Origin of the sequence: Micromonospora sp. NPDC047753 (assembly GCF_040642735.1) — a bacterium.
GTDB lineage: Bacteria > Actinomycetota > Actinomycetes > Mycobacteriales > Micromonosporaceae > Micromonospora.
On sequence record NZ_JBEYSL010000015.1, the window covers coordinates 1 to 20,277 of the forward strand.

Consider the following 20,277-nt stretch of genomic DNA (forward strand, 5'->3'; position numbering starts at 1 on the left):
GCAAGCGCGAGGCGGACCGGATCATCAGCGAGCCCCGGCGGCCCCCATCGGGCCGGTCGACCCGCGCGGGTGGCGCGACTACCCGACCGGTCCGGCTCTGCTGCGGGCGCTCGCCGACGGCCGGGCGCCCCGCGCGGTCTGGTCGGCGCTGCCCGGTGAGGACTGGGCGGCCCGGTACGCCGACGCGGTGGCGGCCACCGTCGCCGGTGGGCGCGGCGCCGTGGTCGTGGTGCCCGACGCGCGGCTGCTGCCGTCGGCGAAGCTGGCGGTGATGCTGTCCGGCGAGTCCGTGGCGCCGACCAGACGCCGGCCGTAGACGATGCGGACACCCGCCGCCTCGGTCCGCTCGCGCAGCAGTCGTTGCAGGTCCGTGCGCTTGACCGCGCGGCTCGGCGGCAGATCGGGCAGGTGCTCGAAATCGCCGAACGGCCGGCCTCGGCCGTCCGTCATCACGGTACGGCGGATGGGGCTGCCAAGGCGGTGCACGTCGTCCTCGACCCCGACGATGCCGAGCGCGTCGATGCCGTTGGGCGCCAGCATCAACTCGCCGCCGACATCGTCGGACGGCCGGTCGTACGCCTCGAACACGGTCGGCTCGATGCCTGCCCGGTGCAACGCGAGTGCCGCCACACTGCCGGCGATGCCGCTACCGATGATCATGGCTGTTCTGGCCTGTGTCATGCCGCTTCCTCCGGGTCGACGCCCCACACTGCCTCGCGATGGAGCTGGTGTGTGGCCTTCGTACCCGTTTCCCATCAGATGCCGTCTTCCAAAGTGCTGTGGCGGGTGCCCGTTACGACGAGACCGGGTGGGTGGCGAACAGCCACCCACCCGGTCGTCACGGTTCATTTGAAGGAGAGGCCCTTCGCCTTCATCGAGGACTTGAGCGTGCTCAGGGCTTTGGGCCCCATCCCGTGCAGCTCCTTGACCTCGGACTCGCTGATCTTGGTGAACTGCTCCAGCTTGGTGTAGCCGGCACCCTCGAGCGCCCGCAGCGCGGGCTTGCCCAGTGAGCTCGGCAGATCAGTGCCTTGCGCCATCGTGTGACTCCCTTCGGTTCTTTGGACGCGCCCGTCCGGCGTTCATGGTGCCCCAGTGGCGGTGCGAAGACGGTCCGGAAACGTTCCGGTCCCGGTGAGTCGCCACCCGCGCCACGCGTACGCGTTCGTGCGCAGTCGCCCTGAACATCCCGGCGGCGAAGATCCACACTGCCCCGCAGCGCACTGACGAAGGTGCATCACCCTCCGTGCGAGGTCGACCATGGAGACGTTTTCCGGGGATTGGCGCACGGGCCCCGCCTGCAGAGAACCGACGCCGATCCAGGCCACACACCGCCGCCCGGCTCGCACCGGCCCGACGCCATCCGTACGCCCGATCGAGAGGACTTCACGGTGACCGGACCCGACCCGATCCCCGCCCTGACCGCTGACGGTGACGAGCTGGACCGGCTGCTCGCCGGCCTGGACGACACACAGTGGAAGCTGGACACCCCGGCTCCCGGTTGGACCATCGCCCATCAGGTGGCCCACCTGGCCGCGACATTCCGGCTGGCCGGTTTCGCCGCCGCGGACCCGGACGGCTTCCGCGCCCGCGTCGCGACGATGAGCGGTGACTTCGACCGCAACGTCGACGTCGCGCTGTCGGCCTATCTCTCCGACCCGCCGCACGTCCTGCTCAACCGGTGGCGGGAGGAACGCACCAACGCCGAGAAGGCTCTCGCCGCCGTGCCGGACGGTCAAGTGGTGCCCTGGCTGGTGCGGCCACTGCCCGCGCCGGTGCTGGCCTGCGCCGGAATGATGGAGCTGTTCGGCCACGGTCAGGACATCGCCGACACGCTCGGCGTGCGTCAGGTGCGGACGGACCGGATCCGGTTCCTGTGCGGCTTCGCGGTGCGCACCTGGGACTTCGGCTATCAGGCTCGCGGCGAGTCGACCCCCGACGTCGAGTTCGGCTACACGCTCACCGCTCCGTCCGGCGCCGTCTGGCGGTTCGGCCCGGAGGACGCCGAGCAGCGGATCTCCGGGCCGGCCGAGGACTTCTGCCTGCTCGTCACGCGTCGCCGGCACCGCGACGACCTGTCCCTGACCGCGACGGGGGCCGACGCCGAGCACTGGCTGGACATCGCCCAGGCGTACCGCGGGCCGGCCGGTGCGGGTCGCACGCCGGGACAGTTCGGCCGGTCCTGATCATGCCGGATGCACCTCGTTCCAGCAGCGCAACCACGAAGGCGCTGCGCGACACCCGCTGTTGCCAGGATGACGGCATGACCGTCGCGCCGCACGCCGCGGACTTCCTGCTGGGCGACGCGGCACAGCGGCACGCCGGATCCGCACGCCTGGCGGCGCTGGGACCGGTGCACCGGGTGACGCTGCCGTCCGGCGGTCCGGCGTGGCTGGTGGTCGGGTACGACGAGGTGCGCCGGTGCCTGGCCGACACCCGCTTGGAGGGCCGCACCGGCGCGGTAGCCGACCGGCGCGGTCTTTCCGAGCGGCTCCGCCTCGGCATGAACAATCACATGCTGAACCGGGAACCGCCGGACCACACCCGCCTGCGCAGGCTGATCTCCGCGGCGTTCACCCGGCGCCGGATGGAGGACATGCGGCCACGCATCGAGCGGATCGCCGAGGATCTGCTGGATGCGATGGCCGGCGAGGACGAGGTCGACCTCGTCGCGGCGTACGCGTTGCCGCTGCCCATCCGGGTGCTCGGCGGGCTGCTCGGCATCCCCGAGTCCGACGACGCCGCCTTCCACCGCTGGACGACCACACTGACGGCGAGCGCGCTGAGCCTCGCCGAGCTGGAGGCGGCCGCCGGGGAGATGCTGGACTACGCCCAGGGCCTGCTGCGCGACAAACGCCGCGCGCCGGGTGACGACCTCCTCTCCGCCCTGGCATCGGTGCGGGACGGCGGTGACCGGCTCACCGAGGACGAGCTCACCTCCATGGTGTTCCTTCTGCTGATCGCCGGACACGAAACCACCGTCAACCTGATCGGCAACGCGATGCTGGCGCTGCTGACCGACCGCCCGCAGCTCGAGCGGCTGCGCGCCGATCCGGACCTGGTGGCGGACGCCGTGGAGGAGGTTCTCCGGTACGAGAGTCCCGTGCAGGTGGCCGCCCGGCGGGCGCGGCAGCCGGTGGCCGTCGGCGGGGCCACCATACCGACCGGCGCGGTGGTGCTGGTCTCGCTGCTGGCGGCCAATCGCGATCCGGAGCGGTTCGCCGAGCCGGCCACGCTGCGCGTCGACCGGCCGCAGAACGCGCACGTGGCGTTCGGGCACGGACTGCACCACTGCATCGGCGCGCCGCTGGCCCGGCTGGACGCGACGATCGCCATCCGCGCGCTGGTGCGCCGCTATCCGCACCTGCGGCTGGCCAACCCGGCCGAATCGCTGGCCTGGCGGGCGAGCGTCGTCATGCACGGCCTGAACGCGCTGCCCGTGCGGCTGCGCTGATCTCCCCGTCGCCCCAACCGATCTGGAAAGGAGGAGGCGTGACCGCGAACACCCAGGGTCTGGAGCCGGCCGAGGCCGGCCCGACCGTGGCCGACCTGATCCGGGCGCAGGCCCGGCGGCATCCCGAAGCGATCGCCGTGTCGGACGGCGACGTCGAGCTCACCTACGGCGAGCTGGCACGCCGCGCGGCCGGTGTGCGGGCGGCGGTACGGGCGTACGGTGCCGGGCCTGGACGACCGGTGGCAGTGCTCGCGTCCCCCGGCGCGGACCTGGTCGTCGCACTCGTCGGCGCGCTCGGTTCGGGGGCGCCGATGGTGTGCCTCGCCGGCACCGGGACCGCGCACGCCGCGCTCGCCGATCTGGGGCCGGCGTGCGTACTCACCGACTCGGACCCGGACGATCCGGTACGGCGGGCGGTCGACGCGAGCGGCGTGCCCGTGCTGGACCTCGCCGGGATCCCCGGCGCCACCGACACCACGGTGTCCGCCGTCGCTCCGGACGCGACCGCCTACGTGGCGTACACGTCCGGCACCACCGGTCGACCCAAGGGCATCCGGCAGACCCACGCCGCGCTGGCCCAGTTCACCGGATGGTTCGCCGCCGAGTTCGGCATCGGTGCCGGCACCCGGCTGGCGCAGTGGGCGGCACCCGGCTACGACGCCTGCCTCGTCGAGGTGTTCGCGGCCCTGCGCGGGGGCGCCACGGTGTGCCCGGTGCCGTGGCGAATACGCGCGGACCCGGATCGCCTGGTGCCGTGGCTGTCACGTGAGCGCGTGACAGTGCTCCAGACCGTGCCGAGCTTCGCCCGTGAGCTGGAGCCGCTGCTCGACGGCGATCCGGCGTCGACCCGGCTGGCCGCCCTGCTGCTCGCCGGCGAGGCGCTGCCTGGCCCGCTCGCCCGCCAGCTCCGGGCGCGGCTGCCGCGGACCAGGCTCGTCAACCTGTACGGACCGACCGAGACCATCCTCGCCACCTGGCACGAGGTGTCCGTCGCGGACACCGGTCCCGGCACCGTCGCGATCGGTCGGCCCATCCCCGGACGGGACCTGCTCGTGCTGGACGACCGCGACCGCCCGTGCCCGCCGGGCGAGATCGGTCACCTGGTGATCCGCAGCCGGTACGTCACCACCGGGTACGTGGGGGCGGCGGCCGCGGACAACGGGGTGTTCCACCCGCCGGCCGGCGTCGACGGCGTCACCCCGCACTACCGGACCGGTGACCTCGGCCGGTGGCGCCCGGACGGTGTGCTGGAGTTTCACGGCCGCCGGGATTTGCAGATCAAGATGTACGGCGTCCGCATCGAGCTCGCCGACGTCGAGGCCGCCCTGTCCGCGGACGAAGCCGTGGCCGCCTGCGCCGTGGTGCCCGTGACCGGCTACGACGGCCTGGTCGTCCGCCTCGACGCCTACGTCGTACCCGGCCCAGGCGGGACCCCGGACCACTGGCGCTCGGCACTGCGCCGCCGGTTCGGCGATCCCGTCCTGCCGGTCACCTTCACCACCGTGGATTCCCTGCCGCGCAACACCGGCGGCAAGGTCGACCGGCGCGCCCTGGCCGGCCTCCGTACCGGAAGAACGAAACACCGCGATCCGATGGAGTGTGCACTGTGACCCTTGTCGAGACCCAGACGACCGTCGACTTCGACGGCGAGACCGTCGGCGTGCCCGATGTGTGGAAGGTCGCGGTGGACCGCGTCCGCTGCGGCGTGAACCGGGACGCGCTGGGCCGTGCGGCCAGCAGCCGGGCCATGTTCGAGGACACCGTACGACGCGGTGAGCCGGTGTACGGCGTCACCACCGGTTACGGCGAGATGGTCTACATGCTCGTCGACACCTCGAAGGAGGTCGAGCTCCAGACCAACCTCGTGCGCAGTCACAGCGCCGGCGTGGGGCCGGACTTCGCCGAGGACGAGGCCCGGGCGATCGTGGCGGCCCGGCTCAACGCCCTCGCCAAGGGATATTCCGCGGTCCGCCCCGAGGTGCTGGAGCGGCTGGCGCTGTATCTGAACGAGGGCCTGACGCCGGCCATCCCGCAGATCGGCTCGCTGGGAGCCAGCGGTGACCTGGCTCCGCTGGCACACATCGCCTCCACCCTCATCGGCGAGGGTTATCTGCTGCGTGGTGGTAGCCGCGTGCCGACCGGCCCGGTGTTGCGCAAGCTCGGCATCGAGCCGCTGGAGCTCCGCTTCAAGGAGGGCCTCTCACTGATCAACGGCACCTCGGGCATGACCGGCCTGGGCTGCCTGGTGGCCAAGCGCGCGCTCGACCAGGTTCGCCAGGCGGAGGTCGTCACCGCGCTGGTGTTGGAGACGATGCGTGCGTCAACCAGTCCGTTCCTCGCCGAGGGCCACGACATCGCGCGCCCGCACCGCGGCCAGATCGACACCGCGGCGAACATGCGGGCCCTGATGCGGGGCAGCGGGTTGGCGCTGGAGCACGAGGACCTGCGCCGGCAGCTGCAGGCGACCGAGCGGGCCGCGAACGGCGTCTCCCGTACGGAGATCTACATGCAGAAGGCGTACACGCTGCGGGCCATCCCGCAGGTGGTGGGCGCCGTCCGGGACACCGTGTACCACGCCATGGAGAAGCTGGAGACCGAGGTCAACTCGGCCAACGACAATCCCCTGTTCTTCGTCGGCAAGGAGGTTTTCCACGGCGCCAACTTCCACGGCCAGCCGATCGCCTTCGTGATGGACTTCCTGACCATCGCGCTCACCCAGCTCGGGGTGTTCTCCGAGCGGCGCACCAACCGACTGCTGAACCGGCATCTCAGCGACGGGCTGCCGGAGTTCCTCGTGGCCGGCGATCCCGGCCTGAACAGCGGGTTCGCCGGCGCGCAGTACCCGGCCACCGCGCTGGTCGCGGAGAACCGCACCATCGGGCCGGCCAGCACCCAGAGCGTGCCGTCCAACGGCGACAACCAGGACGTGGTCAGCATGGGCCTGATCGCCGCCCGCAACGCCCGGCGGGTGCTGGAGAACAACGACCGCATCCTCGCCGTGGAGTTCCTGGCCGCGGCGCAGGCGGTGGACCTGCGGGGTGGGCCCGACGGGCTGAGCCCGGCCGCCCGGGCCACCTATGACACCGTCCGCGGCCTCGTGTCCACGCTGAGCGAGGACCGCTACATGTCCGACGACATCGAGCGGACCGCCGAGGCGCTGTCGCGCGGGGTGTTCCTGACGGAGCTGGAGCGCGCCGATGTCGTGCTGCGCTGACGGGGCTACGGGCAGGGCCGCCGCCACCACCACGCCGGCCCCGGCCGACCGGGCTCAGTGGCTGGCCGCCCGTAAGGCGCTGCTGGAGCGGGAGAAGGAACTGACCCGGGCCCGCGACGCGGTGACCCGGGAGCGGCAGGCGCTGCCCCTGCTGACCGTCGACACGGACTACACCTTCATCGCCCCGGGCGGGCGCCGGCTGAGTCTGCTCGACCTGTTCGAGGGCCGGCGCCAGCTCATCACGTACCACTTCATGGGTTCGTTGGAAGGGTACGGCTGGTGTCCGATCTGCTCGTTCTGGGTGGACAACATCGGTCACCTGGCACACCTGCACGCACGGGACACCACGCTGGTGGTGGTGTCACCGGAGCCGCCAGCGGAGACGGAGCAGTTCGTCAAGCGGATGGGCTGGACCGTGCCGTTCGTCTCCTGCCACGGCACCACGTTCTACGAGGACTTCCACGTGCGCCTCGACGACGACGACCCGGAGCCGGAGATGCCCGGCGTCAGCACGTTCCTGCGCGAGGGCGACGTGGTGCGCTACGCCTACTCCACCTACCGGCGCGGTAGCGACCTGCTCAACAACACCTACAACTACCTCGACCTCACCCCGCTGGGTCGCCAGGAAGATCACCTGGAGGACAAGATGGACTGGGTCCGCCACCACGACGACTACGAGAGGTGGTGAGCGGATCATGATCAACGTGTTTCAGCCGTCCCTCGGCGAGGCGGAGCTGAACGCCATCGCAGAGGTGTTCGGCAGCAACTGGGTCGGCAAGGGACCGCGCACCGCGGCGTTCGAGGCGGCCTTCGCCGGCCACCTCGGCGTGGACACCGGCAGGGTCACAGCGGTGAACTCGTGCACCGAGGCGACGTTCATCGCGATGCAGCTCGCCGGTGTGGGGCCCGGCACCGAGGTGGTGCTGCCGACCGTGAGCTTCGTCGGCGCGGGCAACGCCATTGCGGCGCACGGTGCCCGTCCGGTCTTCTGCGACGTGGATCCGCACACCCTCAACCCCACCGTCGACGACGTGGCGGCGGCACTCACTCCGCGCACCCGCGCAGTGCTGGCGCTGCACTACGGTGGCCGGCCCGGTGACATCGCGGGCATCGCCGAGCTGTGCCGGGAACGCGGGATCCTCCTCATCGAGGACGCCGCCTGTGCGGTGGACTCCAGCGTGGACGGCGTGCCCTGCGGCACGCTCGGCGACATCGGCGTGTGGAGCTTCGACGCACAGAAGATCGTCGTGGCCGGGGACGGCGGCATGCTCACCGCCCGCGATCCCGACCTGGTGGCGCGGGCCGCCAAGCTCGCGTACTTCGGTCTGGAGCAGTTCAGCGGCTTCTCCCAGGCCCGGCGCTCGGCGCACCGATGGTGGGACTTCGACATCTCGTCGTTCTCCAGGCGTTCGATCATGAACGACATGCAGGCCGCCGTCGGCCTGGTGCAACTGGGCCGACTGCCGGACTTCGCCGACCGGCGGCGAACTGTCGAGGCTCGCTACGACAGCGGCCTCGCCGACGTGCCCGGTCTGACCCTGCCCCCGCCGCTGCCTCCCGGCCAACGCAGCTCGCACTACCTGTACTGGGTGCAGATGGACGAGGGCATCCGCGACGACGTGGCCAGCGATCTGTACGCCCAGGGCATCTACACGACGTTCCGCTATCCCATCCTGCACCGGGTGGCCGCGTACGGGTCGGCAGCGCGGCTGCCCCGGGCCGAGCGGGCCGCCGAACGCACCCTGTGCCTGCCGATGCACCAGGCGCTCACCGACGACGACGTGGACGCGGTCGTCGCGGCACTGCGCGCATCCCTCGCCCGTCGGCTCGGCCGGCACACCGTCGCGGCGGGAGACACCCGGTGACCGGCCAACACACGGTGACCTCGGCCGCCTACGACGCCGACGTGGCCGAGATCTACGACCTGCTGTACGCGGGACGGGGCAAGGACTTCGCCGCCGAGGCGGACGCCGTGGCGCGCGTAATCCGCGAGCGCCGGCCGCAGGCCCGGTCCGTGCTGGACGTGGCCTGCGGGACCGGCGAGCACCTGCGGCGGCTGGCGGCGACCTTCCTGGAGGTGGCCGGACTCGAACTGTCCCCAGCGATGTGCACTGTGGCGCAGGCCAAGCTGCCGGCCTGCGCCGTCCACGTCGGCGACATGCGGTCGTTCGCGCTGGGCCGCGAATTCGATGCCGTGTGCATCCTGACCGGCACCATCGGCTACGCCCACGACGTCGACGAGCTCTCTGCGACGGTCCGGACGATGGCCGCGCACCTCGTTCCCGGTGGCGTACTGGTGATCGACCCATGGTGGTCCCCGGACACGTTCCTCGACGGGCACGTCGCCCACGACGTGGTCCACGACGACACCCGTACCGTCGTGCGGGTCTCGCACTCGGCGCGGCAGGGGCAGGCGGCCCGGCACGAGGCGCACTACGTCGTCGCCGACGACGGCGGTATCCGGCACTTCTCCCACGTGCAGATGCTGACCCTGTTCACCCGGGAGGACTATCTCGAGGCCCTGCGGTCGGCGGGCTGTACCGCCGAGCATCTCACCGATGCCGGCGGCCTGCCCGGCCGCGGCCTGTTCGCCGGGGTCCGCCGATGACCTACACCGCCGAGTTCGCCGAGATCTACGAGTTCATCTACCGCAGCCGGGGCAAGGACTGGGCCGCCGAGGCGGAGACCCTGACCCGGTTGATCCGCGACCGGCGTCCGGAGGCCGCCAGCCTGCTCGACGTGGCCTGCGGGACGGGCGCACACCTGGCCACCTTCGCCGACACCTTCGACGAGGTGGCCGGCGTGGAGCTGTCCGAGCCGATGCGTGCGACGGCCCGGACGCGCCTACCCGGGGTGCCCGTGCACGACGGCGACATGCGCGACTTTCGCCTGGGCCGCCGCTTCGACGCGGTCACCTGCATGTTCAACGCCATCGGCTACCTGGGCTCGGTGGCCGAGCTGCGTCAGGCCGTGGGGTCAATGGCGCAGCACCTGGAGCCGGGCGGCGTGCTGGTGGTGGAGCCGTGGTGGTTTCCCGAGCGGTTCCTCGACGGTCATCTGGCCGTCGACTCCGACACCGACGGGACGCGGGCGGTGGCCCGGATGTCACACACCACCCGCACCGGGCGGATGTCGCACCTGGAGGTGCGCTTCCTGGTGGGGGACGCGGGCGGTATCCGAGAGTTCACCCAGACGTCGCACCTCATGCTGTTCAGCCGCGACGAGTACCTGGGTGCGTTCGCGGACGCCGGCTGCCCGGCCGAGTTCCTGGATGACGGGCTTACCGGGCGCGGCCTGTTCGTCGGGCAGCGCGGCTGAGACGAAGGAGAGCGACGATGCGCTACACCCGACTCGGCCGTACCGCCCTGGAGGTCAGCCCGCTGTGCCTGGGCACGCTCAATCTCGGTGTGCGCACCACGCGCGAAGAGGCGTTCCGCCTCATGGACGAGGCGCTGGACCACGGCATCAACTTCTTCGACACGGCTAACCACTACGGCTGGCAGGTGCATCGAGGGCTGACCGAGGAACTCATCGGCGCATGGTTCGACCAGGGCGACCGCCGGCGGGAGAAGGTGGTGCTGGGGACCAAGGTGTTCAACCCGATGAGCGACTGGCCCAACGACCGCGGGTTGTCCGCCCGGCACATCGTCGCCTCCTGCGAGGACTCCCTGCGGCGGCTGCGCACCGACTGGATCGACCTGTACCACATGCACCACTTCGATCCGCACGCCGGCTGGGACGAGATCTGGCAGGCGATGGAGATGCTGACCGGCCAGGGCAAGATCCGGTACGTCGGCTCCTCGAACTTCGCCGGGTGGCACATCGCGGCGGCGCGGGAGACGGCGACCCGACGCGGTCACCTCGGGCTCGTCGTCGAGCAGTGTGCCTACAACCTGGTGGCCCGGCAGGCCGAGACGGAGGTGATCCCGGCGGCCCAGGCGTACGGCGTCGGGGTGTTCGCCTGGTCCCCGCTGCACGGCGGGCTGCTCGGCGGCGCACTCCGGAAGCTGGCCGACGGCACCGCGGTGAAGACGGCGCAGGGGCGCGCGATGCGGGCCCTGGAGGACCGGTACGAGGCCGTCGCCGACTACGAGAAGTACTGTGCCGGTCTCGGGCTGGACCCGGCCGAGGTGGCGCTCGCCTGGGTACTGGGCCGGCCCGGACTGACCGGAGCGGTGATCGGTCCACGCACCCTGGCGCACCTGCACGGTGCCCTCGCCGCCCTCGACAGCCCGCTCGACCCCGCGGTGATCCGGCGCCTGGACGAGCTGTTCCCCCCGGTCGCCGGCGCCAGCCCGCCGGCGGGCTGGTGAATCACCTCGAACCCGAAGGAGAGACCCGCCATGCGTGTCCTGTTCGTCGCTCCCCCGGACCTGAAGTCACACCTCTACATCATGACGCCGCTGGCCTGGGCGCTGCGCACCGCCGGCCATGACGTGCGCGTCGCCTGCCAGCCGGGCTCGACCGAGGCGCTGGCGCAGGCGGGGCTCACCGCCGTCCTGGCCGGTGAGCCCATGGCCGAGACGCTGGCCGAGGTCGACGAGATGTCCGAGCCGCCGAAGCGCCAGGCCGCACCGGCAACGCTGCCGGTGCAGACCGACTACGCCCGGGACGATCCGTACGCCGAGCTTGAGTACCTCACCACGAACCTCCTCCCGTTCCTGCACACCGACGCGATGCTCACCGACCTGATCGGCTTCGCCCGCGCCTGGCGGCCGGACCTGGTGCTCTGGGACGCGATGACCTACGCCGGACCGGTGGTGGCCCGGGCCTGCGGCGCGGCGCACGCGCGCATCCTGTTCGGCACGGACGCCTTCGTGCAGCTCTGGGAGGCGGTACGGGCGGCCGGCGGGTCCCGGCCGGACCCGATGCGCGCCTGGCTGGAGCCGCTGCTGCGCACGCACGGCGGCGGCGCGTTCGCCGACGACGTCGTGCACGGCCAGTGGACGATCGACACCATGCCGCCGTGGACCTGGCGCCCCAGCGCCCCGCACTACATCCGCATGCGTCACCTCGCCTTCAACGGCCCCTCGGTGGTGCCGCGGTGGCTCTACGAGCCGCCGGTCCGGCCGCGGGTCTGCGTCACGCTGGGCATGACCCACCGCGAGGCGGACGTCGCCGAGGCCTCCGCCGTGGACCTGCTCGAGGCGGTGGGCGACCTCGACATCGAGGTGGTCGCCACGATGAGCGCGGAGCAGCTCGCCTCGGTGCCGCGGATACCGGACAACGTGCGGGTGGTCGACTTCGTGCCGATGAACGTCCTGCTGCCGACGTGCAGCGCCATCGTGCACCACGGCGGATCCTCGACGATGGCCTCAGCCTTCGAGCACGCCGTACCGCAGCTCATCGTGCCGAGCGCGTACTGGAGCGAGAAGTGGTTCGGCCCGGTGGCGCAGGCGAACGGGCTGCAGGAGCGTGGCGCCGGGGTGTGGCTGGCCTACGACTCCGACCACCTCACTCCCGCGGGGCTCCGCGAGGACCTGATGCGGGTCCTCAAGGACCCGTCGTTCAAGGAGAACGCGGTCCGCCTGCGTACCGAGATGATGGGTCTGCCCACGCCCAACGAGGTGGTGCCCGCCGTGGAGAAGTTGACTGCGGCGTACCGGCGGGCGGGCTGAGGCAGGGCTGTGCGCCTCCGCGCGGACGGGGGCGGGCCGGCGGAGGCGCACAGCCTGTTCGGGGGTTAACGCAGCGGTTCCAGCAGCACCACCGGGATCTCCCGGGATGCCTTCTTCTGGTAGCGGCGGTAGGTGGAGAAAATCCCGGCCATCTTCTCCCACAGCGCGGGCCGCTCGGCCTCAGCGGCGACCGACGCCTTGGCCTGGAAGGTCTCGCCGTACACCTGCACGGACACCTCCGGTTCGGCACAGAGGTTCAGGTACCAGGCGGGATTCGCCTCCTGGCCGCCCGCCGAGGCCACCACCACGTACCGGTCGCCGTCCCGCCCGTAGATCAGTGCGGTGCGGCGCAGCTTGCCCGTCCGGCGGCCCCGCGTCGTCAGTAGCAGGGTGGGCAACTTGCCCTGGAAGTCGTGTCCCTTGGCGCCATCGGTCTCCACATAGGAGCGCACGTGGTCGGCCACCCACTTGGTGGGACTGTCGTGGATCTCTTCGTCAGCCATGTGTCATCCCTGTTCTCCGTCGAGCAGTCGACGATAGCGTTCGACCAGCGCCGGAGGTGCCGGATCGGGGCCGGGTGGCACGACCTCGCGGCCGGCCAGGTGATCTTCGAGCAGGTCGAGGCCGGAGTGCCAGCCAGCCGCGCTGTAGGCGATGTGGCCCGGGTCGGCCACGGTGGTCAGCAACGTGAGGTCGGTCCCGTCCCCGGCGGCGGACAGGTCCCAGCGCAGGGTGTCCGGACCCCAGGTGTACGCGAAGAGGTGGGGCGGGTCGACGGCGAGGACCTGGCCCGGCTCCGTGTCGCCACCGGGCCAGGTGAACGTCATCGCGGCGCCAGCCTCCGGCACCAGCTCGACGGTCATCGGCGTCCACCAGGCGTTGACCTGATCCGGTTCGACGAGGCACCGCCACACTGCGGCGACCGGTGCCGGATAGCGGCGCCGCAGCCGCACGCTGGGCCGTGCGCTGTCCCGGCACAGCGTCACCTGGGTGCCATCCACGTCGAGTGACATGGTTACTCCTTCCGCGATGCCCGGCGGGCCAGGCCCGCCGGGCATCGGCGTCAGCGATGAGGCGGAACGGTCTGCGGGGCGTCGTCGGTGCGGCCGGCCTCGACGCCGGCGGCGTCCGCGGCCGTAGCCTGCTCGGCAAGCGGCGGAATGTCGGTCGGCGGCGTCATCTCGCTCAGCTCGGTGTGCCGCAGTGCGAAGTACGCGAAGATGGCCAGGCCGATCATCAGCGCCGCGCTGACCCAGGCGACGTTGTTCAGACCGACGGTGAACGCGGCCCGCGCCGGCGCCAGCAGGTCGGGGAACTGCGCTGACAGCACGCTGGCGGGGGCGATGCCCTCGCGGGCGGCCTCCACCACGTCCGGCGGCACCGTGTCGGGCACGGTGTCCGCCAACTCGCTGCGGTAGGTCGCCATGCCGATGCTGCCGAGCGTGGCGATGCCGATCGAGATACCGAACTCGTTGCTGGTCTGCTGCAACGACGACGCGGAGCCGATCCGGTCCGGCGGCGCGGCGCCCATCACCAGCATGGTGCCCAGCGACGAGGGCAGGCCCATACCGAACAGCAGCACCGCGAAGCCCGCGACGAGCAGCCCGAGACCGTCGACGCTCTCCACCTGGGCCAGGATCAGATAGCCCACCACCCCGATGCCGAGCCCGAGCGCGATCACCCGACCCGCCTTCAGCTTGGCGGTGAGGCCCGGCGCCAGGAACAACGCGATGATCATTGCCAGGGACGGCGGCAGCAGCCACAGGCCCGCCCGCAGCGGTGACAGCCCCTCGATCACCTGGAGGAACTGGGTCACCAGCAGAGACGCGCCGCCGTTGAGCGCGCTGACCAGCAGGCCGAGGATGAGCGCGGCGCGCAGCGTCGCTATGCCGAACAGGCGCAGGTCGAGCAGCGGGTCGGTGAGGCTCCGCTGCCGCCGCACGAAGAGCACGCCGACCAGAACGCCGAACACCATGGCGAGCAGCGCCGGTGCCGTGAAGCCGTCCTGGGCGAGCTTCTTCAGCCCGTACACCAGCGAGATCATCGCGACCAGGGACATGGCGACACTGAGCAGGTCGAGCTTGCCAGCGCCCGGGTTGCGGCGCTCCGGCAACAGCACCGGCGCCACCACCAGGACGAGGACCATGATCGGGACCGCGAGCAGGAACGCCGAGCCCCACCAGAAGTACTCGAGCATGATGCCGCCGACCAGGGGCCCGAGCATCAGGCCGCCCATGAAACAGCTCATCCACGACGCGATCGCCATGCCGCGCTGCGCCGGGTCCCGGAACATGTGCGTGATCAGGGCCAGGGCGGCGGGCATTCCTGCCGCACCGGCCACGCCGAGCAGGGCGCGGGCGCCGATGAGCATCTCCGGCGTCGTGGCGTACGCCGCCAGCAGCGACGCCGCGGCGAACGCGGCGGAGCTGATCAACAGCATCCTGCGGTTGCCGAAACGGTCACCGAGCGTGCCCATGGTGACCAGCAGGCCGGAGGTGAGGAACCCGAAGATGTCCACGATCCACAACTGCTGGGTCGTGGTGGCGCCGAGGTCGGCGCTGAGATGCGGTAGTGCGAGATACAGGACCGTGAGGTCCACCGAGGCCAGCAGGGTGGGCAGGCAGAGAACCGCCAACCCGATCCATTCCCGGCGGCCCGCCCGCGGCACGGCCGCAGTGGTGCCTTCGGTTGTCATCGAATTCCTTCCTGAAGTTTCCCGAGTCGGGTGTCGGTCGGCGCCACGCGTCCGCGCCGCAACGTGTCGGCCCACCAGATGAGCTGTTCGAGCATGCGACCGGCCGCGACCGTCAGACCGGGATCGACCGGCCGGCCGGCGAGGTCGAAGGCGGACCGGTGGTGAGGGATGGTCACCGGGTCGCGCACCGTCATCGCGTCCAGGTCGGTGAACACCTGGCGCAGATGGTCCACCGCCCGCAGCCCCGCGGCCGGACCGCCATAGCAGACAAAGCCAACGGGCTTGCGCCGCCATTCGTCGCGGAACCAGTCGATGGCCGTCTTCAACGACCCGGGGAAGCTGCCGTTGTACTCCGGTGTGACGACGACGAACGCGTCCGCGGCGGCCAGCCATGGTGCGAGGTCGCGAACGGCGGGCGGAGCCGGGTCGCCGGCGACCTCGGGCAGGCGGGCCTCGGCGAGGTCGATCACGTCCGCCTCGATGCGCCCACCACGGTTGGTCTCGTCGCACAGCCAGCGCGCCGGGACCGGACCGAACCGGCCTCGGCGGATGCTGGCGATGACGATCACCAACCGCAGATGGTTCTCGCTCATCCTGGCGTCACCTCTCCCCGGCTCGCCGGCTTCCCGCAGCAGTGGTCAGCCTTCCGTGCCGGGGTTCCGGTTCGGTTCCGGCCGGACGTGCGCCGGCCGGAACCCCCGGGTCACCGCTGGGCGGCGATCTTCTCGAGAACCGGCACGATCTCGCTCGGTGCCGGCTCGGCGAGCATCTCGCCCCGGATCCGGTCCGCGGCCGCCCGGAACTCCGGCTCGTGCACCAGCCGCAGGACGTTGTCGCGGATCGCCTCGGGCGTCGCCTGGTCGAGCGTCAGATCCAGGCCGGCGCCCTGCTCGCGCAACATGTCGGCGCGCACGACGGCGTCCCACAGGTCGGGGACGAGAGTCAGCTGCGGCACGCCGTACGCCATCGCCGTCGACACCACGCCGGCACTGCCGATGTGCACGACGGCCGAGCAGCTGGGCAGCAGCGCGTGCATCGGCACGAAGTTCACCACCCGGACGTTGGGCGGCACGTCGGCCAGTTCGCTCTCGTCGACGGCCAGCGTCGCGACCACCTCGACGTCGGCGTCGGCGAAGAGCTTGAGCGTCGAGACCGGGATCGGGTCGTAGCCCAGCATGTAACGCATCGAGATGCCGGCGGTCACGCAGACCCTCGGACGCTCCGGGTGCTCGCGCAGCCAGCCGGGGACCCGGGCCGGACCGTTGTACGGCACATACCGGAACGGCACGATCCGCAGCCCGACGTCCAGCCGCATGCTCTCCGGCGCCTGGTCCAGGGTGTACTGCCCGGTCAGCACGTCGGCGTCATAGGTGACGCCGAACCGCTCCAGGTGCGCGGCGGCCCAGTCCTGCATCGGGTCGCGCCGCTGATCCTCGGGCTGCTCGGCGAGCAACGCCTGGAACCGGTTGTAGATGCGGGTCTGCGCGTCGGCCCCCCAGAGCAGGCGGGCGTGCGCGGCGCCGGTGACCCGGGCCGCGATGGCGCCGGCAAGGGTGAAGTTCTCCCAGATGATCAGGTCCGGCTGCCACTCCCGCGCGTACGCCACGAGGGCGTCGACCATCGGGTCGTTGAACACCTTGGCCGAGGTCTCCACGGCCTCGTCGAAGAACGCCAGCAGGGCCGGATAGTCCATGTCGGCGCCGCCGGTCCGCAATGCCGTGGTGATCCGCTCGCCCCAGGTCGGGTCGTCGGCCTTGGCCGCGATGACCGACATGAAGTCGTGGTCCTCCCCGACCTGCACGGCGGTCAGGCCGGACTGCACGACCGCGTCCATGAGGGCCGGTTGGGTGGCGACCCGGACCTCGTGGCCGGCGGTGCGCAGGGCCCAGGCCAGCGGGACCATGTTGTAGTAATGGGTGGTTTCCGCATAGGTGGCGAACAGAACGCGCATCGGTGCCCTTTCGGTCGGGTCGTCGTGTGCCCGCCTACCGTCCACCAGCCGCCCTGGCCGGGGCATCTCGCAGATTGCGCACCTCGATCGCCCGGCAGCGGGCGTAGTCCGGCAGCAACCCCGCCTCCCTTGCCTGCTCCAGGGTCGGCGCGGCGCGGTCGCGCTCGGACAGATCGTGCCCGGCGGGGTTTCCCACCGGCAGACCCAGCCGTGGATCGAGGACGGAGACGGCGCGCTCGTCAGCGGGCTCGTACTCCCGCGAGAGCAGGTACTGCATGACGGCGTCGTCGGTCAGCGCGACGAAGGCGTGGCCGACGCCGACCGGCAGGTACAGCGCGTCCATCCGGTCGCCGGTGAGCCGCACCGCGTCCCACTGGCCGTACGTGGGCGACCCCACCCGGATGTCCACCACGATGTCGAGCAGGGCGCCGTGCGCGCAGTAGACGTACTTCTCGGCGCCGGGGGGTGCGGCCGTGTAGTGCACCCCCCGAACCACCCCCCGCCGGGACCGGCTGTAGCTGGCCTGCGCGAGTGGGAACAGCGGACGGCCGGTGGTCTCGGCGAACAGGCCAGCCTGCAACGGGGTGCCGAAGAAGCCCCGGTCGTCGGGGAACACCGGCGCGGTGAAGTGCAGGGCCCCGGTCACGGCGAGCGGGCTCACTGTCACGGTGACCCCGTCAGAACCAGTAGCTGATGTACGGGCTGCGCTCCGGCACCGCCATGGCGTCCCACAGTCGCACCTTGCGCGCGTCCGGGGCGCTGATCCGGCCGGCCCGGGTGAGCGCGGCCGCCGGGGTGCCACCGAGCAGGATGACGGCCAGCGCGCCGACGCCCATCTCCAGGTCGGCCGCGGCGGTGACCGGCTCGCACGTGGCGTGCCCGTCGGTCACCTCCAGCCGGAACGTGCCGGCGGCCAGGCCCTCCGGGTCGTGCACCGTGAGCGTGAGGACGCCGTCGCAGGCCCAGCCGCGGGTGCGCAGGAGTCGTGGCACATCCAGCGGGCGGATCCAGAGGGCGTCCTGGCGGCGGACACGCATCCGTCGCGCGTCGTCGACCCACCAGCGCAGCGGGCTGTCCACCGGCATCCGCCACACGTCGATCTCGCGGACCAGGTCGACGGAGAACAGGTGCCGCCAGAGCGCGCCCTCCGCCTCCTGGTCGGCCGCGAGGAAGTCGATGACGTGCAGCTTGCTCTGCGGCGCGGACTCCGCCGTCCAGTCCGGCATGATCCGGTATGTCACCAGCCCACGGTCGTCGATCGCGGCGCAGTGCCGGGGCCCGTACCCCGGGGCACCCAGGGCGAGAGCCTCCTCCAGCGCGCCGGACGCGGGGTCGCCGGCAAGCCGGTCCCAGTAGCACGAGGGGGTGAGCACCTCCCCGGGCGTCTGCGCCGCCTGCTGGGAGTACAGCTTGTACCCGAGGTCCCGGGCCTGCGTACCGTCGATCCGACGCGGACGCAGGTCGCGGCCCGGCACGTCGTCGCGCAGGCCGACCGCCCGGACGTCGAACTCGACCGCGTCGGACCAGGTCGCCGGGCCGGAACCGAACCGGCCGTAGATCGGCCACTCGGATGCGCCCCCGACGACGATCGCCTTGCCCTCGTCGACGGCCCGCCGGTTCAGGTGCGCGACCGTGGCGCGCAGCAACCCACGCCGGGCCACCACCGGGTGCGCGGAACCACCGGTGCACGCGGCGGCCGGCACCGTGTTGCCGCCGGGGAGCACAAGGTCACGGTCGAGCGCGGTGTTGGTGGCGACGTACCGGTCCTCGTCGGCGACCGCCACGGCCCGATCCGGCGGGTGCGTGCGCCGGTAGAAGTCGAGGATCTCGGGATCGGCGCTGACCGGGTTGCCGAAGGCACCGAGCCAGCAGTCCAGCCATTCCCCGTACCGGTCGTCCGGGAGGTCGGTGACCAGCTGGTAGCCGGGAGGCAGCGTGCTCACGAGTGCGCCCCTTCGTGGGTACGGGCGCCGGCCAGCGGCGCGTCCGGGTCGGCCAGGACCCTGCCGAACAGGTCGCGGAACTCGGCCAGCATGCGGTCCACCGTGGCCTGCTCGAACCGGTCCGTGCTCGAGCTGACGGCGCAGAAGATCTCACCGTCCGGGTCGATGTCGATGGTCCACAGGATCGCGTCGTCGGGGATGCCCGGGCCCTGTGCCTGGGACAACCGCCGGCGCACCGGCGCGTACTCGACCGCACCGGCGGACCGGGTCTTCGACGCCGCGGGGTTCTGGAACACCGCGAAGCCCGGCACGACCATGCCGCCCTGTTCCAGCCCCGCGATGACGTCCGGGGCCCGCTGCGCCAGTCCGACGAACGGCACCTCGTGCGGGAACGCCTCCAGGCAGGTGGCGCGCACCCGGGCGAGGACGTCGCGGTAGGTGACGCAGCCCGAGATGTCGGTTCGCAGCGGTGACATGTTGACGAAGTAGCCGACCGTGGCCTCGGCCCACTCGTGCCGGCGGCCAGGTCCGGGGGTGAGCGTCCACACCACCCCGTCCGAGACACCGGTCATCCGCTGGAGATGGATGAGCTGCGCCGCGAAGATCACCATGAACGGTGAGCTTCCCGTCGCACGGCCCAGGCGCAGGGCGGCCGAGCCGAGCCGGGCGTCGATCTGGAAACGGTCGACGCGGGTGACGCCCGGATGGTCGGGGTTCGCCGGCCGGTCCGCGGCGATGACGACGGGGCGCGCTCCGGCCAGCCGCTCACGCCAGTACTCGAAGGACGGGTCGGAGCCGCCGGCGGCGGCATCTCCCTCGGTGCGTCGCACGTAGTCGCGATACCGCGGCGGGTCCGGCAGGTCGGGTTTGTCGCCGGCCAGGCGGGCGGCGTAACACGCGGCCAGGTCGTCCATGACGATGCCGAGTGACCACACATCGATCAGCGGGAGGTACGCGACCAGCACCAGCACCGCGTCCCGGTCGTCGAAACGGCCCAGGTACGCCCAGAGCAGGGGAAGCTCGTCAGCGTCGAAGTGACCGGACTCGGCCTCGTCGAGGAACCGCTCGGCCCGTACGCCCCGGCCGTCCGGGTCGTCGCCCAGGTCATGCACCTGGAGCCGGGCCGGGCACGGGTCCCGCACCTCCTGTTCCCAGCCGTCGGCGCCCCTGATGACCAGGGTCCGCAGTGGTTCGTGCCGGGCGATGACGTCGTCCAGAGCCCCGCGCAGCAGGTCGGCGTCGACCGGCCCGGTGAGCCGCCAGCCACCGCTGGAGATGGGGCGCGGGCCGAACCCCGCCGTGGAGCCGTCCTCCTGATGCTGCCCGCGCAGGAACTCCTGCTCGATGGAGAACGGAAAGCGGTTCTCTGCGTACACCATTCCACCGTGCCTTTCCACGTGGT

Annotated in this window: 19 protein-coding genes and 2 pseudogenes; 11 read left to right on the top strand and 10 right to left on the bottom strand. The window is 71.7% G+C overall.

Going from position 1 to position 20,277, the window contains the following annotated elements:
* Positions 1-244 (top strand): annotated as a pseudogene (locus tag ABZ749_RS02695) (primosomal protein N'); the annotation flags it as partial.
* Positions 245-303: 59 nt separating this feature from the next.
* Here the strand turns inward: ABZ749_RS02695 and ABZ749_RS02700 are convergent.
* Both ABZ749_RS02700 and ABZ749_RS02705 read right to left on the bottom strand, forming a co-directional pair.
* A pseudogene (locus ABZ749_RS02700) lies at positions 304-849 on the bottom strand (FAD-dependent monooxygenase); the annotation flags it as partial.
* Positions 846-1,040, bottom strand: coding sequence for a DNA-binding protein (locus tag ABZ749_RS02705; protein ID WP_355008720.1), 195 nt, complete (start codon positions 1,038-1,040; stop codon positions 846-848). The gene ABZ749_RS02705 and the pseudogene ABZ749_RS02700, both read right to left, overlap by 4 nt.
* A 351-nt stretch (positions 1,041-1,391) precedes the next feature.
* On the opposite strand from ABZ749_RS02705, the gene ABZ749_RS02710 reads away from it, so the two are divergent.
* The 10 genes from ABZ749_RS02710 to ABZ749_RS02755 all read left to right on the top strand — a co-directional run bounded on the left by ABZ749_RS02710 (position 1,392) and on the right by ABZ749_RS02755 (position 12,286).
* The gene (locus tag ABZ749_RS02710) at positions 1,392-2,186 is read left to right on the top strand and encodes a TIGR03084 family metal-binding protein (protein WP_357222095.1); all 795 of its coding nucleotides are present in this window, start codon (positions 1,392-1,394) and stop codon (positions 2,184-2,186) included.
* A gap of 77 nt (positions 2,187-2,263) precedes the next feature.
* Positions 2,264-3,454, top strand: a complete 1,191-nt coding sequence (locus ABZ749_RS02715; RefSeq protein WP_357222097.1) for a cytochrome P450 — start codon at positions 2,264-2,266, stop codon at positions 3,452-3,454.
* Between the two features lie 38 nt (positions 3,455-3,492).
* A complete protein-coding gene (locus tag ABZ749_RS02720) occupies positions 3,493-5,064 on the top strand; it encodes an AMP-binding protein (RefSeq protein ID WP_357222099.1) in 1,572 nt (523 codons plus the stop codon).
* Complete coding sequence (cmdF, locus tag ABZ749_RS02725) at positions 5,061-6,668, top strand: tyrosine 2,3-aminomutase (RefSeq protein WP_357222101.1); 1,608 nt, start codon at positions 5,061-5,063, stop codon at positions 6,666-6,668. Before ABZ749_RS02720 ends, cmdF begins: the two co-directional genes overlap by 4 nt.
* Entirely contained in the window at positions 6,652-7,356 is a 705-nt protein-coding gene (locus tag ABZ749_RS02730) for a DUF899 domain-containing protein (RefSeq protein WP_357222103.1), read from the top strand. Before cmdF ends, ABZ749_RS02730 begins: the two co-directional genes overlap by 17 nt.
* A gap of 7 nt (positions 7,357-7,363) precedes the next feature.
* Positions 7,364-8,533 carry a DegT/DnrJ/EryC1/StrS family aminotransferase gene (locus ABZ749_RS02735; protein ID WP_357222105.1) on the top strand — a complete coding sequence of 390 codons (1,170 nt, stop codon included), beginning with the start codon at positions 7,364-7,366 and terminating at the stop codon, positions 8,531-8,533.
* Complete coding sequence (locus ABZ749_RS02740; protein WP_357222107.1) at positions 8,530-9,276, top strand: class I SAM-dependent methyltransferase; 747 nt, start codon at positions 8,530-8,532, stop codon at positions 9,274-9,276. The genes ABZ749_RS02735 and ABZ749_RS02740 overlap by 4 nt, the downstream gene beginning before the upstream one ends.
* Positions 9,273-9,986, top strand: a complete 714-nt coding sequence (locus ABZ749_RS02745) for a class I SAM-dependent methyltransferase (protein WP_357222109.1) — start codon at positions 9,273-9,275, stop codon at positions 9,984-9,986. Before ABZ749_RS02740 ends, ABZ749_RS02745 begins: the two co-directional genes overlap by 4 nt.
* Before the next feature lie 17 nt (positions 9,987-10,003).
* Positions 10,004-10,981: an aldo/keto reductase gene (locus tag ABZ749_RS02750; protein ID WP_357222111.1), complete on the top strand. Its 978-nt coding sequence runs from the start codon at positions 10,004-10,006 to the stop codon at positions 10,979-10,981.
* Positions 10,982-11,011: 30 nt separating this feature from the next.
* Complete coding sequence (locus tag ABZ749_RS02755; protein WP_357222113.1) at positions 11,012-12,286, top strand: activator-dependent family glycosyltransferase; 1,275 nt, start codon at positions 11,012-11,014, stop codon at positions 12,284-12,286.
* A gap of 65 nt (positions 12,287-12,351) precedes the next feature.
* On the opposite strand, the gene ABZ749_RS02760 is transcribed toward ABZ749_RS02755, so the two are convergent.
* From ABZ749_RS02760 to ABZ749_RS02795, 8 genes are all read right to left on the bottom strand, one after another.
* Entirely contained in the window at positions 12,352-12,789 is a 438-nt protein-coding gene (locus ABZ749_RS02760) for a nitroreductase family deazaflavin-dependent oxidoreductase (protein ID WP_357222115.1), read from the bottom strand.
* A gap of 3 nt (positions 12,790-12,792) precedes the next feature.
* A complete protein-coding gene (locus tag ABZ749_RS02765; RefSeq protein ID WP_357222117.1) occupies positions 12,793-13,299 on the bottom strand; it encodes an SRPBCC domain-containing protein in 507 nt (168 codons plus the stop codon).
* Positions 13,300-13,349: 50 nt separating this feature from the next.
* Complete coding sequence (locus ABZ749_RS02770) at positions 13,350-14,981, bottom strand: MFS transporter (RefSeq protein ID WP_357222119.1); 1,632 nt, start codon at positions 14,979-14,981, stop codon at positions 13,350-13,352.
* Positions 14,978-15,574: an NAD(P)H-dependent oxidoreductase gene (locus ABZ749_RS02775; protein ID WP_357206418.1), complete on the bottom strand. Its 597-nt coding sequence runs from the start codon at positions 15,572-15,574 to the stop codon at positions 14,978-14,980. Before ABZ749_RS02775 ends, ABZ749_RS02770 begins: the two co-directional genes overlap by 4 nt.
* 110 nt (positions 15,575-15,684) lie before the next feature.
* Positions 15,685-16,932, bottom strand: a complete 1,248-nt coding sequence (locus ABZ749_RS02780) for an activator-dependent family glycosyltransferase (RefSeq protein WP_357222121.1) — start codon at positions 16,930-16,932, stop codon at positions 15,685-15,687.
* Between the two features lie 34 nt (positions 16,933-16,966).
* On the bottom strand, positions 16,967-17,599 hold the full coding sequence (locus tag ABZ749_RS02785) for a dTDP-4-dehydrorhamnose 3,5-epimerase family protein (RefSeq protein ID WP_357206422.1): 633 nt from the start codon (positions 17,597-17,599) through the stop codon (positions 16,967-16,969).
* A gap of 10 nt (positions 17,600-17,609) precedes the next feature.
* Positions 17,610-18,875: a GNAT family N-acetyltransferase gene (locus tag ABZ749_RS02790; RefSeq protein ID WP_357222123.1), complete on the bottom strand. Its 1,266-nt coding sequence runs from the start codon at positions 18,873-18,875 to the stop codon at positions 17,610-17,612.
* On the bottom strand, positions 18,872-20,254 hold the full coding sequence (locus ABZ749_RS02795) for a condensation domain-containing protein (RefSeq protein ID WP_357222125.1): 1,383 nt from the start codon (positions 20,252-20,254) through the stop codon (positions 18,872-18,874). Before ABZ749_RS02795 ends, ABZ749_RS02790 begins: the two co-directional genes overlap by 4 nt.
* Between the last annotated feature and the right edge of the window lie 23 nt (positions 20,255-20,277).

Coding starts and splice junctions, on each gene's coding strand:
- ABZ749_RS02715 (WP_357222097.1), top strand. CDS start 2,264: ATGACCGTCGCGCCGCACGCCGCGGACTTCCTGCTGGGCGACGCGGCA.
- ABZ749_RS02705 (WP_355008720.1), bottom strand. CDS start 1,040: ATGGCGCAAGGCACTGATCTGCCGAGCTCACTGGGCAAGCCCGCGCTG.
- ABZ749_RS02735 (WP_357222105.1), top strand. CDS start 7,364: ATGATCAACGTGTTTCAGCCGTCCCTCGGCGAGGCGGAGCTGAACGCC.
- ABZ749_RS02745 (WP_357222109.1), top strand. CDS start 9,273: ATGACCTACACCGCCGAGTTCGCCGAGATCTACGAGTTCATCTACCGC.
- ABZ749_RS02770 (WP_357222119.1), bottom strand. CDS start 14,981: ATGACAACCGAAGGCACCACTGCGGCCGTGCCGCGGGCGGGCCGCCGG.
- ABZ749_RS02765 (WP_357222117.1), bottom strand. CDS start 13,299: ATGTCACTCGACGTGGATGGCACCCAGGTGACGCTGTGCCGGGACAGC.
- ABZ749_RS02730 (WP_357222103.1), top strand. CDS start 6,652: ATGTCGTGCTGCGCTGACGGGGCTACGGGCAGGGCCGCCGCCACCACC.
- ABZ749_RS02750 (WP_357222111.1), top strand. CDS start 10,004: ATGCGCTACACCCGACTCGGCCGTACCGCCCTGGAGGTCAGCCCGCTG.
- ABZ749_RS02760 (WP_357222115.1), bottom strand. CDS start 12,789: ATGGCTGACGAAGAGATCCACGACAGTCCCACCAAGTGGGTGGCCGAC.
- ABZ749_RS02795 (WP_357222125.1), bottom strand. CDS start 20,254: ATGGTGTACGCAGAGAACCGCTTTCCGTTCTCCATCGAGCAGGAGTTC.
- ABZ749_RS02780 (WP_357222121.1), bottom strand. CDS start 16,932: ATGCGCGTTCTGTTCGCCACCTATGCGGAAACCACCCATTACTACAAC.
- ABZ749_RS02775 (WP_357206418.1), bottom strand. CDS start 15,574: ATGAGCGAGAACCATCTGCGGTTGGTGATCGTCATCGCCAGCATCCGC.
- ABZ749_RS02755 (WP_357222113.1), top strand. CDS start 11,012: ATGCGTGTCCTGTTCGTCGCTCCCCCGGACCTGAAGTCACACCTCTAC.